This window comes from Georhizobium profundi (genome assembly GCF_003952725.1).
Lineage (GTDB): Bacteria > Pseudomonadota > Alphaproteobacteria > Rhizobiales > Rhizobiaceae > Georhizobium > Georhizobium profundi.
On sequence record NZ_CP032509.1, the window covers coordinates 57,557 to 71,800 of the forward strand.

Consider the following 14,244-nt stretch of genomic DNA (forward strand, 5'->3'; position numbering starts at 1 on the left):
AAACAAAGAACTGTTCGGGCCGCAACCTAGCCTTAACCTTCCCAAGAAATAGTAAAGCGCCCGGAGCAGCCGGCCAAAACGTCCAACGCTTGAGGATGGACAGAAGATGCAGGCCTACGACATCGCCGTCCTCATTCCTTGCTACAACGAGGAGGCGACGATCTCTTCCGTCGTTGCCGATTTTCGGCGGGTGCTGCCGGATGCGCGGATCTACGTCTACGACAACAATTCCAAAGACCGCACCGCGATGCTGGCCAAGCTTGCCGGGGCGACCGTCGTGCGCGAGCGCCGGCAGGGCAAGGGTCATGTCGTGCGCCGCATGTTCGCCGACATCGACGCCGACATCTACGTCATGGCCGATGGCGACGGCACCTATCCCGCCGACGATGCGCCGGAACTCGTGCTTACCCTGATCAGCGAACGGGCAGACATGGTCGTCGCGACCCGCAAGGACGTGACGCGCGACGCCGGCCGCAAGGGTCACGCATTCGGCAACCGGATCTTCAACAGCATCTACCGGCGGCTTTTCGGGCGCGATTTCACCGATATCTTTTCCGGCTATCGCGCCTTCTCACGACGTTTCGCGAAGAGCTTTCCAGCACTTTCCGCAGGCTTCGAGATCGAAACGGAAATGTCCGTTCACGCCTCGCAGCTCAAGCTGCCTGTCGCCGAAATTCCCGTTGCCTACGGACGGCGCCCTGAGGGGTCCCACAGCAAGCTCGGCACGTTCCGCGATGGCGGTCGCATCCTGTGGATGCTTGCGCTTCTGATGAAGGAAACGCGGCCCTTCACCTTCTTCGGTTCGATCGCGCTTGGCTTCGCGGTGGTCTCGCTCGGCTTCATGGTTCCAGTGCTCATCGAGTATTTCCGCACCGGGCTCGTCGACCGGTTGCCGACCTGGATTCTGGCAGTCGCGCTCAGCCTCATGGCGCTCGTCGCCTTCGTGTCCGGGGTCATCCTGGATTCGGTTGCGCGCGGGCGCGCCGAACAGAAACGCGTGCACTATCTGACTTTGAAACCCGGCTTTGCGCCAACGGCCGAACGCACGGACGCGCAACCTGCCGCCAAGACCAAATCCACACGCAAAGTCGCCTGATGCGGCGCGTGCTTGCCTTCGGCATAGTGGGTGCCATCGGCTTCGCCGTCGATGCAGGCGTTCTCGCATCTGGCCTGCATGTGGGGCTGGATCCACTGATCGCGCGTGTCGCCTCGATCGGAACGGCCCTGCTGGTGACCTATGTGCTCAACCGCGCGGTGACCTTCGGCAAGAGCGATCGCTCGGTGGCTGCCGAAGGTCTGCGCTATGGCGGTGTGGGCTTGAGCTCAGCCGGGCTCAACTACCTCATCTATGCGGGGCTTCTTCTTGCCTTCCCGGGGCTCATGCCGCTGGCCGCGCTTGTCGCGGCCTCGGCCGCGGCAGCGCTCTTTTCCTATGTCGGCATTCAGAAGCTGGTTTTCCGGCGACCCTGACGACCTCTCAGATGGCTTCCCAGCCTTCGTGCTCGCCTGCCCGGAAGATCGCGTCGATCACCTTCTGGTTGGCGCGCGAAGCCTCCAGTTCGAACAGGTCGACATCGCCGCCGGCGATCTTCTCGGCAAAGGCTTCGGCCTGGAGGCGATACTGGCGGACACCGGAAAAGCGGAAAACCTCCGAGCGGTCGCGCTTCACCGAATGCAGCGTGACGCTGGCCAGATCGTACTCGCCCGCATTGAAGGGCGCAGCCACTTCGATCGTGCCCTGATCGCCGTGGAAGACCATTGCCTGGCGCAGCGCCATCTGCGTGGAGCAGTAGAAGCCCATCTCGAAATCGCCGAAGTCGACGACCGCGCTGGCATAACGGTCGGTGCCGAAATCCGGATCGCGTTCGACCGTGGCGCGCACGCGCTGTGGCTCCATGCCGGTCGCAAACCTTGCCGTGATGACGGGATAAACGCCGATATCGGCAAGCGCCCCGCCGCCGAGTGCCAGCTGGTTGCGCATATTGCCGGGGTCCCGGTTGGCATAGGTAAAGGCGCCGTCGATGCGCCGCAGCTTGCCGATCGCGCCGCCGGCGATCAGTTCGCGCACCTTGCGCCACTGGGGATGGTAGAAGACCATGAAGGCCTCAGAGACGACGACGCCGGCCTTGTCGCGCGCGGCGATCACCGCGTCGATCTGCTCGGCCTTCAGCGCCAGCGGCTTTTCCACCAGCACATGCTTGCCGGCTTCTGCGGCGCGCACGGCCCATTCGACATGCTGGCTCGTCGGCAGCGGAATATAGACCGCGTCGACGTTCGGCGAGGCGAGAAGCGCATCATAACTGCCGTGCACTTCGGGGATGCCGAAACGTTGCGCCGTTTCACGCCCCCGCTCCAGGTCGCGGCTACCGATGGCCGTGACGACGCAATTGCCCGCATCCAGGAGCGCTGGGATCACGTGTTCGCGCGCGATCTTGGCCGTCGATAGAATTCCGAAGCGCAGCATGGGTCTTTCCTTGCGTGATGGCTGACTGGTGTTGGAGCCATACAGGCAGGCCGCGCACTTGTCATCGACCAGGGCTGCCGCATCGATGTTGCCGATGCCCAACACACGATCCGCGCTTCCGATCTCGCGGGAATAGCCGGCGGCGCCCTTTCGTTAACGCCTCGTCAATCACATCAGGAGACGAGCGATGCGCTACCGGACAGGGCGCGTTGCCGGCATTCTCCGTCAGGGACTGCTTCAGGCTGCGGCACTCGCGGCAGCGCTGATGCTCGTCCCCATGACGGCCCATGCCAGCACCGCAGACTACATTCCCCGCTATCTCGACATCCGCACACCCGAACATCTGCGCGGCGTTCCAATCGACCGGCAGCAACGTGATTGCCTGGCACAGGCGCTCTACCATGAAGCGCGTGGAGAAACGGAACTCGGCCGCATTGCGGTTGCCCAGGTGATCCTCAACCGGGTACGCGCCAAGGTCTATCCGGACACGATCTGCGGGGTCGTTTACGAGAACCGGCACATGAAGAACCGCTGCCAGTTTTCCTTTGCCTGCGACGGTATCAGCGATCGGCCGCGTGAAGCGAGGTCATGGCGGTCAGCGGTCAGGCTTGCCAATGGCATTCTCTGCATCGGAGGCTGTGCACGCCGCGCCGCTTCACCGGAGATCGAGCGGCTTACGCAGGGGCTCAAATCGGCGACGCATTACCACGCCACCTATGTCAGCCCGCGTTGGGCACGCGCCAAGAAGCGCGTCGGTAAAGTCGGTCTCCACATCTTCTACCGCAGCGACCGCGTGGCCCGCACCATGCCTGCACCCTACTGACAGGCGCGCGCCTTACGCTTCAGGATGCGGTCGCGCGGGCCCGAATTTCGGCGAAGGTCCAGTCCTTCAGCAATTTGCCGTCCTGCCAGACGGGTTCCATGAGGTTCACGTCGCCATTCAGATCCTTGAGCGGCACCGCCTCGGGCCGGCCGTTCTTCAGGATGACGGCCTGGCGGTAGCGCTTGGAGGCCTTGCCGGGGTCGGTCTTCGGGTCCTTGGCAATGCCGTGCCACTGGCCTTCGCTGTCCTGGCGGGAATTGGCCTTCATGGCGAAGCGGAGCGTGTCGCGATTGACCTTCTGCAAAAGGCCGCCGCCCATGCCGAAGGCGAGGTTTTCCGACGACCAGCCGCGATCCTCGAGCCCTGTCAGCAGCCGGCGGATCATGTCGGGCGAGATACCGTCGCCCTGGATGACGCGCACCGCGGGATTGAGAACCTTGTAGCCCTTAGCGTTGACGGAGTGGCCGAAGATCTCACCGAGCATCTCGATCGTGTCGATCGGCACCCGCGCCGCGTCGCCGGAATCGGGCCGGACCACCAGCGTGCCGCCGCTCGCCTCGACCTCGGCGCGCAGTTCGCCGCCCCAGATCTTCTTCACGGCGCGGTAGAGATCGTAGCTGTCGGAGACGACGGCGACGAGCTTGCCCTTGCCGCCGAACTGCACGAGCATGTTACGGTAGGCATCCGTTTCGCGTTCTTCGCCCCAGCTCGTCATGGTCGAATGTTCCGCCGCCGGGATTGAGAAGCCGGCCATCTTCTCGTGATAGAAGCGGCGGGCATAGACGACGCCGGCCACCGTATCGGTGCCGAGGAAGCTGACGAGATGCGCCGCTCCACCGATGCCCGCCTGTTCGGCCGAGGTCGCGCCGCGCGCGCCGAAATCGTGCAGGCGGAAAGGCAGCACTTCGTCCGGCGTCTCGCAAGTGCGCTCCAGCGATGCCTTGATCATGCCGCGCACCGAATGGGACACGGTGGCGACGGTGGATGGATACCAGACCGCACGCAGCAGGGCCGTCTCCAGAAATGTCGGGAGCCAGAAGAAATCCGGGTCCGTGTTGCGGATCTGGACGAGCGGCGTCCCGGTCGGCACCACCATGCCTTCCGGCAGCGCCTCGATCATCACCGGCATGGCACCGCCGTGCCGTTCGACAAGCAGTTCCCAGCCTTCGCGGTGAAATGGCAGGCCGTGCGCAGTGACGATGTCTGCGGCCTCCTCCACATCCTCGCGCGTCACGCGGCGGGACAGATAGTCCTTCAGGAACATCTGCAGCCCGAAGAACAGCACATGGTCGTAGGCACCGCCGGAGCGCGCTTCGATATAGGCGGAGATGGCGGCCGTCTGCGGCGGATACTGCGCGAAATGCGAGTATTTGTAGCTGTCGGTGTTGAGGATAGGGTTCATGCTCATCTGTCCGAAGGAAAGCGCCGCCAAAATGATCTGACCGTCCTTAGCGCGGAACCGCTTTGCCCGGCCACTGGCAAATGTCGACAATGGCACAATCGGCACAGCGCGGCGCGCGCGAGGTGCAGATCCGCTTACCGAACTGGATCAGCCAGAAATGCCCGTCCCGCATGGCCCAGCCCGGCGCGCGCGCCTCAAGTTGAGCCGCGGTCTGCGCTTCGGTCTTTCCTAATGCGAGTCCCGTGCGGTTGCAGACGCGGTGCACATGGGTGTCGACCGCGATCACGTCGGCGCCGAAGGTGAAGCTCATGACGATATCGGCGCATTTGCGCCCGATGCCGGGCAGCTTGAGAAGACCCTCGCGCGTGTCGGGCACGACGCCGTCGTGCTCTTCGAGCAGCACCTCGCAGAAGCGACGGATGTTGCGGGCTTTCATGTTGTAGAGGCCGGCCGGACGGATCGCATCGATCAGGTCCTCTTCGGGCAGCTTCAGGATCGATCGCGGCGTGCGGGCCTTGGCAAACAGTGCCTTGCTGGCCGCAGCCGTGTTGCGATCGAGGCTCTGCGCCGACAGCATGCAGGAGATGCAGGAACGGAACGCATCCGGCTGCCCCTTCGGGCCCTTGGCGTTCTTCGTGCGTCCCGGCATCGCCTTGGACAAGCGGAAAAAGAGCGTTTCGATTTCTTCCGGATCGAGCGGGCGTTCGGCGGGGGTCGTCATGCAGACGGACTTAGCGCACTTGGCACATGCTGACAGTGTCTGGCGTGGTGGCTTGCCGATCAGGCGGCGGTCTGCCCCGTTTCCCAGCCGAGCATCGCCCGCTTGCGCGTCAGTCCCCAGTGATAGCCCGTCAGATCGCCCGATTTTCCAAGCGCGCGATGGCACGGCACGACGAACGAGATCGGGTTGCGCCCGACAGCCGCGCCGACGGCACGCGACGCGGTCGGCTGGCCGATGTCGCGCGCGATATCGGAATAGGTCACGGCCTTGGCGAGCGGGATCGTCATCAGCGCCTGCCAGACGCGGATCTGAAAGTCCGATCCGATCAGCACGACGTTCAGCGGCGCATCCGCCGTCCACCGCGCCGGATCGAAGATGCGTGTGGCATAGGGTGCCGTTGCGGCTGCATCCTCGACATAGGTCGCCCGGGGCCAGCGCGAGGCCATGTCCTCGAAGGCATCGCGGCGTTCGCCCGGATCGTCGAAGGCAAGACCGGCCAGGCCCCGATCCGTGATCATCACGAGAGCCGTGCCGAAAGGCGATGGATGGTAGCCATAGCGGATCGTCAGCCCCTCGCCCTTCGCCTTCCAGACACCGGGCGACATCGCTTCATGGGTGACGAACAGATCGTGCAGCCGTCCAGGGCCCGAATACCCAACCTCGAAGCTCGCATCGAGCAGCGGCAGCCCCTCATGGCCCAGCAGGCGCTTGGCATGATCGAGCGTGACCGCCTGCAAAAAGGCTTTCGGCGAAAGCCCCGCCCAGCGCGTGAAGACCTTCTGCAACTGCGTTGGCGACTGGCCGAGTTCAGCCGCGATCGTCTCCAGCGTCGGCTGGCTGCGGTAATCGTTGGAAATCAGTTCGATCACGCCGCGCACGGTATCGTAATCCGTGCCCTGCGGCGTGATCTCCGTTTGCAAGCGGGCAGCAATCGTCATGGCCAACATCTCCTGGTCATGGCGGAGATATCATCACGACGGCCACCCGCCCGCCACCCGATTCATGCGTCCCTCAACTCGCGTTGAAGGCTGCGATGGCGGCGAGGTTGACCAGGTCGGTGTCCTTGGCGCTCATCGAGGCGATCTGGACGGATTTGTCGAGGCCGACGAGAAGCGGGCCGATGACGGTCGAACCGCCGAGTTCCTGCAGCATCTTCGTCGAAATCGAGGCCGAGTGGAACGCCGGCATCACGAGCACATTCGCCGTGCCGGAGAGCCGGCAAAACGGATATTGCTCCATGATCTTCGGGTTAAGCGCGACGTCGGCGGCCATTTCGCCGTCATACTCGAAATCGACGCGGCGCTTGTCGAGGATGCGGACCGCTTCCTTGACGCGGTCGGAGCGCTCGCCGGACGGATGGCCGAAGGTGGAATAGGCGAGCATCGCGACGCGGGGCTCGTAGCCCATACGCCGCGCCAGACGGGCTGCCTCCTCCGCGATGTCAGCGAGTTCCTCCGACGAGGGCATGTCGATGACCGCCGTATCAGCAACCAGCACGGTGCGGCCGCGGCAAAGCGCCAGCGACGCGCCGATGACGCGGTGGCCGGGCTTCACGTCGATCACGCGGCGCACGTCTTCCAGTGCGGTAGAATAGTTGCGCGTCGTGCCGGTCACCATCGCGTCCGCATCGCCGAGTGCGACCATGCAGGCGGCGAAATGGTTGCGGTCGTTGTTGATGAGGCGCTGGCAATCGCGCTGCAGATACCCCTGCCGCTGAAGCCGACCGTAGAGGTAATCCACATAGGCGTTCACGCGGTGCGACCGGCGGGCGTTGATGAGCTCGATGCCGGGGCGGTTGAGGTCGATGCCGGCCTTCTGCGCAGTTTCCTGCATCTGCTCGTCGCGGCCGAGAAGGATCGCGGTGCCGAGCTTCTGGTTCACGTAAGAAACAGCCGCGCGCATGACCTGCTCTTCTTCGCCCTCGGCGAAGACGACGCGACGCGGGTGGCGCCGCACGCGCTCATAGATGCGCTGCAGGGTGGATGCGATCGGATCGCGTCGCGCCGACAACTCGTTGGCATAGGCCTCCATGTTGAGGATCGGCTTTTGAGCAACGCCGGAGTCCATCGCGGCCTTGGCGACGGCGAGCGGAATGGCGGAGATCAGGCGCGGATCGAACGGCACGGGGATGATGTATTGCGGGCCGAAGCGCGGCCTGTTGCCGGAATAGGCGGCAGCGACATCATCGGGAACGTCTTCGCGCGCGAGTGCGGCGAGCGCTTCAGCGGCGGCGATCTTCATCGCATCATTGATGGTCGATGCACGCACGTCGAGCGCGCCGCGGAAGATATAAGGGAAGCCAAGCACGTTGTTGACCTGGTTGGGATAGTCAGACCGGCCCGTCGCCATGATCGCATCGGTGCGGATGTCGGCGACTTCTTCGGGCGTGATTTCCGGATCCGGGTTCGCCATGGCGAAGATGATCGGATTGGGCGCCATGGAGCGGATCATGTCTTCCGTAAGCGCGCCCTTGACCGAAAGGCCGAAGACGACATCGGCACCTTTCAGCGCATCGGCGAGCGTGCGGTCCTCGGTGACGATCGCGTGCGCTGACTTCCACTGGTTCAGGCCTTCGGTGCGGTCCTTGTGGATGACGCCCTTGGTGTCGCAGAGCGTGACGTTGCCGGGCGTGAAGCCCATGGCCTTGATCAGTTCCACGCAGGCGATGGCGGCGGCACCCGCACCATTGACGACGAGCTTCGTCGTCTTCACGTCGCGGCCGGTCAGGTGCAACGCATTGATCAGGCCAGCGGCCGCAATGATCGCCGTGCCGTGCTGGTCGTCATGGAAGACCGGGATGTCCATGAGTTCGCGCAGGCGCTGTTCGATGATGAAGCAGTCCGGCGCCCGGATGTCTTCCAGGTTGATCCCGCCGAAGGAGGGCCCGAGATAGCGCACACAGTTGATGAACTCGTCGACATTCTCGGTGTCGACCTCGAGGTCGATGGAATCCACGTCGGCGAAGCGCTTGAAGAGCACCGCCTTGCCTTCCATGACGGGCTTGGAGGCCAGCGCGCCGAGATTCCCGAGGCCGAGAATGGCCGTGCCGTTTGAAATGACGGCGACCATGTTGCCGCGCGTCGTGTAGTCGAAGGCGCGGGAGGGATCTTCGGCAATCGCCTTCACCGGCACGGCGACACCCGGCGAATAGGCGAGCGCGAGATCGCGCTGCGTCGCCATCGCCTTGGTCGGCGTCACCTCAAGCTTGCCGGGGCGTCCCCGCGCGTGAAAATCCAGCGCCTCCTGATCGGATATGCTGGACGCCGAACGGCCAGCCTTGCGCGGCTTCATTTCCATGGGCATGTTTCCTCATCATTTCGCGTCGCCGATTATTCGGCGCTTCTCGTCGCAGGCCGTTCTTGAGACGACTCTGAAACATCTTTATTCCTGTGGAGCGGGCTCGTGCAAACGTGCTTTCCGCCCCCGGGTCCCGCACACTAGACATCCCAAGCGAAATCGCAATTCGACAGGACGGACAGACCGCGTGCTCATGAAGAACGCTTCGTCGACAGAGTTGACCGCCGAGCGCCTGATCTCGGCCGAAAGCCTGGCGTCGGCGACGCCGATGATGGCGCAATTCATCGAAATCAAAGCCGCCAATCCGGATTCGCTGTTGTTCTATCGGATGGGCGATTTCTACGAACTTTTTTTCGATGACGCGGATTCGGCGGCGCGCGCGCTCGGCATCACGCTGACGAAGCGCGGCCAGCACATGGGCGAGGACATTCCCATGTGCGGCGTGCCCGTGCATGCGGCCGACGATTATCTGCAGAAACTGATCGCGCTCGGGTTCCGCGTCGCCGTCTGCGAGCAGATCGAAGATCCGGCCGAAGCGAAGAAGCGTGGCGGGAAGTCGGTCGTCCAGCGTGGCGTCACTAGGCTCGTGACGCCGGGCACGCTGACCGAGGAGCGTCTGCTCGATCCCGCCCAACCCAACTATCTGATGACGCTGACCCGGCTGAAAGCGGCCGGCGAGCGCGGCTTCGCGATCGCTTGGATCGACATTTCGACCGGTGTCTTTCGTGTGGCGGAAACCGATCCCTCGCGGCTCGTCGCCGACATTCTGCGCATCGATCCGCGCGAAGTGCTGGTGCCAGACACGCTGTTCCACGATCCCGAGATGCGCGCGGCGATGGACGTGCTCGGGGGTATCGTCATGCCGCAGCCTGCCGTGCTGTTCGACGGGGCAAGCGCCGAGGGGCGCGTCGCACGTTTCTTCGGGGTCGCGACGCTGTCGGGCTTTGGCAATTTCTCCCGCGCCGAACTCTCCGCAGCGGCTGCGGCGATCGGCTATGTCGAGAAGACGCAGCTTGCCGAGCGACCGCCCCTCTCGCGCCCGCAGCGCGACGAAGCGGGATCGACGCTCTTCATCGATCCTGCCACGCGGGCCAATCTGGAACTGACGCGCACGCTTTCCGGCAGCCGTGATGGCTCGCTGCTCAAGGCGATCGACCGGACCGTCACCGGCGGTGGAGCCCGTCTCCTCGCCGAACGGCTGACCGCGCCTTTGACCGACCCGGATGCCATCGACCGCCGTCTCGATGCGATCGCGTGGCTGATGGCGGAGCCACGCCTTGCCGACGGCCTGACCGATCACCTCAAGCAAATGGCGGACATGCCGCGCGCGCTGTCGCGCATTGCGCTGAACCGTGGCGGACCGCGCGATCTCGGAAGCCTCAAACAGGGCCTCACGACTGCGCGCGCCATCGGCCAGATGCTAGCAGAGCGCGATCTGCCGGACGAGCTCGCCGAGGCGCGGGATGCGCTCGGCCGCCTGCCGCTTTCACTGATTGCCGAGCTCGAGGCGACGCTCGACGACGAGTTGCCACTGCTCAGGCGCGAGGGTGGCTTCGTGCGTCCCGGCCGCGACGGCGAGCTCGACGAGATGCGGGCACTGCGCGACGACACACGCCGAGTCATCGCCTCGCTGCAGGCGCGCTACGGCGAGGAGACCGGCGTCAAGTCACTGAAGATCCGACACAACAACGTGCTCGGCTATTACATCGAGGTGACCGCCGGCAATGCCGGACCGCTTACGAGCGACGAAGGCCGGGAGCGCTTCATTCACCGCCAGTCCATGGCGAATGCCATGCGGTTCACGACGACGGAACTCGCGGATCTGGAATCGAAGATCGCCAATGCTGCCGGCCGGGCGATCGCGATTGAGCTCTCGATCTTCGACACGCTGTCCGCACAGGTGGTCGCCAGCGCCGACCCCATCCGGGAAGCAGCGCATGCGATTTCCGTCATGGACGTCGCGCGCGCGCTCGCCGCGCTCGCCGAAGAACAGGGCTATTGCCGCCCGAGTGTCGACCGCTCGATGGATTTCGCCATCACGGCAGGCCGCCACCCGGTGGTGGAGCAGGCGCTGAGGCGCCAGGCGAGCGACCCGTTCGTTGCCAATGATTGCGACCTGTCGCCGCCGGAGGGTGCAAAGCATGGCGCGCTCTGGCTTCTGACCGGCCCCAACATGGGCGGTAAGTCGACCTTCCTGCGCCAGAATGCGCTGATTGCGGTCATGGCGCAGATGGGTTCCTTCGTTCCGGCGGGTGCTGCCCGCATCGGCGTGATCGACCGGCTGTTCAGCCGTGTCGGCGCGTCGGACGATCTGGCGCGCGGGCGCTCCACCTTCATGGTCGAGATGGTCGAGACGGCCGCGATCCTCAATCAGGCAAGCGAGCGATCGCTGGTCATCCTGGACGAGATCGGCCGCGGCACGGCGACGTTCGACGGGCTGTCGATCGCCTGGGCAGCGGTGGAATATCTGCACGAAGCCAACCGCTGCCGCGGGCTTTTCGCGACGCATTATCACGAGCTGACGGCACTTTCGGAAAGGCTCGCCCGGCTTTCCAACGCGACGATGCGGGTGAAGGAATGGCAGGGCGAAGTGATTTTCCTGCATTCGGTCGGCCAGGGTGCCGCGGACCGGTCCTATGGCATCCAGGTGGCGCGGCTTGCAGGCCTGCCGGACAGTGTCGTTGCCAGGGCGCGCGACGTGCTTGCCCAGCTCGAAGAGAGCGACCGGAAGAGCCCGGCCGCCAATCTTGTCGACGACCTGCCGCTCTTTGCCGCCTCGATGCGGCAGACGAAGCCGGAAAGCGCCGCCTTGCCGTCGGCTTTATCAGGGCTGGCAAGCGAACTTGCCGCCGTCAATCCGGATGAGCTCAGCCCAAGGGAAGCGCTCGAGGTGCTTTACAGGCTGAAAAGCCTTGCCGTGGATGGTTCGCCCAAAGGCTGAAGGCGACGACATCCTTGATTTTTGGCGCCCGAACGTCGATATGCGCCCCAAGAGAATTCGCCGCCGTTACCGAAGTCGCTTGTCACGCAATCACGCGTTGGCAGCCGGAGCGGTGCAACTTCAGGCCGACAGGGAATGAAACGAGCGTCATGACCGACGACACGAAGAAGACGACCGAAACCACCCACCAAGACAGCGCAAACGAGCGCATGGAAGAAGCGGTGAAGGCTGCCGAGTCCGCGTTCGACGAGCCTCACGCCGGGCATGACGATGGCGCGCCGGACAATTCCGAGGCGATCGCCATTCTCGTCGACGGGCTTAAGGCCGAGAACGCCGATCTTAAGGATCGCTACCTCCGCCTTGCCGCCGACATGGACAATCTGCGCCGTCGGACCGAGCGCGACGTAAAGGATGCGCGCTCCTATTCGATCGCCAATTTCGCGCGCGACATGCTTGCCGTGTCCGACAATCTGCGCCGTGCGCTCGATGCCATTCCGGCGGAATCGCGCGAAGCCGGGGATGACGGCTTCAAGGCGCTTGTCGAAGGCGTCGAGATGACCGAACGCGCGATGCTGTCGGCGCTGGAACGGCACGGCGTGGCGAAGCTGAAGCCGGAAGGCCAGCGTTTCGATCCCAATTTCCACCAGGCCATGTTCGAAATCCCGAACCCGGACGTGCCGAACAACACCGTCATGCAGGTGGTGCAGGATGGCTACGTGATCGGCGAACGCGTGCTGCGCCCGGCCATGGTCGGCGTCGCCAAGGGCGGTCCGAAGCAGCCTGTGGAGCCGAAGCCGGAAGCCGGTGCGGAACCCGGCGCACCGAACGGCGAGGCCGAGCGGGACGCGTAAGCCTCAGGGCCAGACCTGCTACAATTGACGCGCCCGGGATCCGGGCCATAGAAAAGGCCGGCCAGTCCGGCCTTTTCACGTTTTCAGGACCGCTTGAATGCCGATCATCGACCTGCTCGACTATGCCGGCGTTGCGGTCTTTGCGGCAACCGGCGCGCTTGCGGCTTCGCGCAAGCAGCTCGATATCATCGGCTTCATCTTTCTGGCGGCGGTGACGGGCATCGGCGGCGGCACGCTGCGCGATCTCATCCTCGACGTGCCTGTGCTCTGGGTGGCCGATCCGGCCTATATCCTGGTCTGCGCGCTTGTCGCCGTCACCGTCTTCTTCACCGCGCACCTGTTCGAGTCGCGCTACAAGCTGCTGCTATGGCTCGATGCGGTCGGGCTTGCCGCCTATTGCGTGATGGGCGCCGCGAAAGGCTATGCCGTGACCGGGTCGGTCACGGTCGCGATCGTGATGGGCGTGCTCACATCCACCTTCGGCGGGATTCTGCGCGACATGCTCGCGGGTGAGCCCTCCGTCCTCATGCGCCCGGAAATCTATGTCACCGCCGCTCTCTCAGGAGCCGCGACTTACACGTTTCTGGCCGAAGCCGGGCTACCGGTGATCGTCGCAACGCTCTCAGGCGTCATCGTTGCCTTCATCGTGCGCGGCGGCGCGCTGAAGAACGGCTGGACCTTCAAACCCTACCGAGCCCGCCCGGGCCGCAAGCCGGAAGACATCATGTAGATCAGCAAACGCCTCATCCCAGCCCGTGCGCCTTCGCCTCGTCGCGGAGCGACTGCAGGGGGCGGGGGCCGATTTGCTGGATGACGAGGCCGGCGGCGAGCGAGCCCAGTCGGCCGCAGGTGGCGAGGTCGCGGCCCTGGGTATAGCCGTAAAGAAAGCCGGCGGCGTAGAGATCGCCTGCGCCGGTCGTGTCGACCAGTTCCTCGATGGCGAGGGGCTCGACGATGACGCGCTCGTCACCGGTGACGACGATGGAGCCCTTTTCGCTCATGGTGACGACCGCGAGCCGGCAATCCCGGGCGATGCGTTCCAGTGCTTCCTCGAGGCTCTCGGTCTCATAGAGCGATTTTGCCTCGCTGGCATTGGCGAAGACGATGTCGACCGTTCCCGAGCGCATCAGATCAAGGAATTCGGCCCGGTAGCGATCGACGCAGAATGGGTCGGAAAGCGTCATCGACATCTCCCGGCCATTGGCATGGGCGATGCGGGCGCATTCGCGGATCGCTTCTTTGGCGCGGGGCGGATCCCAGAGATAGCCTTCGAAATAGGTGACCTTGGCGGATGCGACGACCGCCTCGTCGACGTCGTCCGGTCCGAGTTCGACGCAGGCGCCGAGATAGGTGTTCATCGAGCGCTCGCCATCGGGCGTGACGAAGATCATGGAGCGTGCCGTCGGCGGGGGCGAAGCGAGCGGTGCCGTTTCGAAATGCACGCCTTGAGCGCGGATGTCGTGCGCGTAGATTGCGCCTAGCTGATCCTTGGCGACCTTGCCGAAGAAGGCGGCCTTGCCGCCGAAACTTGCGATGCCCGCTGCCGTGTTGCCGGCCGAGCCACCGGAGGCTTCGACAGCCGGACCCATCCGGTCGTAGAGCGTCTCGGCGCGTTCGGCATCGATCAGGTTCATCGCGCCCTTGATGATGGCATTGTCGTTGAGGAACGCATCGTCACAGCGGGCGATGATGTCGACAATGGCATTGCCGATGCACAGGACGTCGATGGAAGACATGAAGGGTTC

12 protein-coding genes are annotated in these 14,244 nt (G+C 64.3%); 6 read left to right on the forward strand and 6 right to left on the reverse strand.

From position 1 onward, the window contains the following. Positions 1-106: 106 nt before the first annotated feature. On the forward strand, positions 107-1,096 hold the full coding sequence (locus D5400_RS00310) for a glycosyltransferase (RefSeq protein WP_126006553.1): 990 nt from the start codon (positions 107-109) through the stop codon (positions 1,094-1,096). Beyond that, positions 1,096-1,470, forward strand: coding sequence for a GtrA family protein (locus D5400_RS00315; protein ID WP_126006556.1), 375 nt, complete (start codon positions 1,096-1,098; stop codon positions 1,468-1,470). The genes D5400_RS00310 and D5400_RS00315 overlap by 1 nt, the downstream gene beginning before the upstream one ends. Positions 1,471-1,477: 7 nt before the next feature. On the opposite strand, the gene D5400_RS00320 is transcribed toward D5400_RS00315, so the two are convergent. Next, the gene (locus D5400_RS00320; protein ID WP_126006558.1) at positions 1,478-2,464 is read right to left on the reverse strand and encodes a Gfo/Idh/MocA family protein; all 987 of its coding nucleotides are present in this window, start codon (positions 2,462-2,464) and stop codon (positions 1,478-1,480) included. Positions 2,465-2,651: 187 nt separating this feature from the next. On the opposite strand from D5400_RS00320, the gene D5400_RS00325 reads away from it, so the two are divergent. Beyond that, positions 2,652-3,287, forward strand: a complete 636-nt coding sequence (locus D5400_RS00325) for a cell wall hydrolase (RefSeq protein WP_126006560.1) — start codon at positions 2,652-2,654, stop codon at positions 3,285-3,287. A gap of 19 nt (positions 3,288-3,306) precedes the next feature. Here the strand turns inward: D5400_RS00325 and D5400_RS00330 are convergent, their stop codons facing one another. From D5400_RS00330 to D5400_RS00345, 4 genes are all read right to left on the reverse strand, one after another. Next, positions 3,307-4,689 carry a nicotinate phosphoribosyltransferase gene (locus D5400_RS00330; protein ID WP_126006563.1) on the reverse strand — a complete coding sequence of 461 codons (1,383 nt, stop codon included), beginning with the start codon at positions 4,687-4,689 and terminating at the stop codon, positions 3,307-3,309. A 46-nt stretch (positions 4,690-4,735) separates the two neighbouring features. Beyond that, complete coding sequence (locus tag D5400_RS00335) at positions 4,736-5,410, reverse strand: endonuclease III domain-containing protein (protein WP_126006565.1); 675 nt, start codon at positions 5,408-5,410, stop codon at positions 4,736-4,738. Positions 5,411-5,469: 59 nt separating this feature from the next. After that, positions 5,470-6,348 (reverse strand): methylated-DNA--[protein]-cysteine S-methyltransferase, encoded by an 879-nt coding sequence (locus D5400_RS00340; RefSeq protein ID WP_126006568.1) that lies wholly within the window; start codon positions 6,346-6,348, stop codon positions 5,470-5,472. Positions 6,349-6,421: 73 nt separating this feature from the next. Further along, the gene (locus tag D5400_RS00345) at positions 6,422-8,701 is read right to left on the reverse strand and encodes an NADP-dependent malic enzyme (RefSeq protein WP_126012524.1); all 2,280 of its coding nucleotides are present in this window, start codon (positions 8,699-8,701) and stop codon (positions 6,422-6,424) included. A 199-nt stretch (positions 8,702-8,900) separates the two neighbouring features. On the opposite strand from D5400_RS00345, the gene mutS reads away from it, so the two are divergent. From mutS to D5400_RS00360, 3 genes are all read left to right on the forward strand, one after another. After that, a complete protein-coding gene (gene mutS / locus D5400_RS00350) occupies positions 8,901-11,648 on the forward strand; it encodes a DNA mismatch repair protein MutS (RefSeq protein WP_126012527.1) in 2,748 nt (915 codons plus the stop codon). Between the two features lie 149 nt (positions 11,649-11,797). Continuing rightward, a complete protein-coding gene (gene grpE, locus D5400_RS00355) occupies positions 11,798-12,499 on the forward strand; it encodes a nucleotide exchange factor GrpE (RefSeq protein WP_126006570.1) in 702 nt (233 codons plus the stop codon). 97 nt (positions 12,500-12,596) lie between these two features. Continuing rightward, positions 12,597-13,229 (forward strand): trimeric intracellular cation channel family protein, encoded by a 633-nt coding sequence (locus tag D5400_RS00360; RefSeq protein ID WP_126006572.1) that lies wholly within the window; start codon positions 12,597-12,599, stop codon positions 13,227-13,229. A gap of 13 nt (positions 13,230-13,242) precedes the next feature. Here D5400_RS00360 and D5400_RS00365 read toward each other — a convergent pair whose 3' ends face one another. Further along, positions 13,243-14,235: an adenosine kinase gene (locus tag D5400_RS00365; RefSeq protein ID WP_126006574.1), complete on the reverse strand. Its 993-nt coding sequence runs from the start codon at positions 14,233-14,235 to the stop codon at positions 13,243-13,245. Positions 14,236-14,244 lie beyond the last annotated feature (9 nt).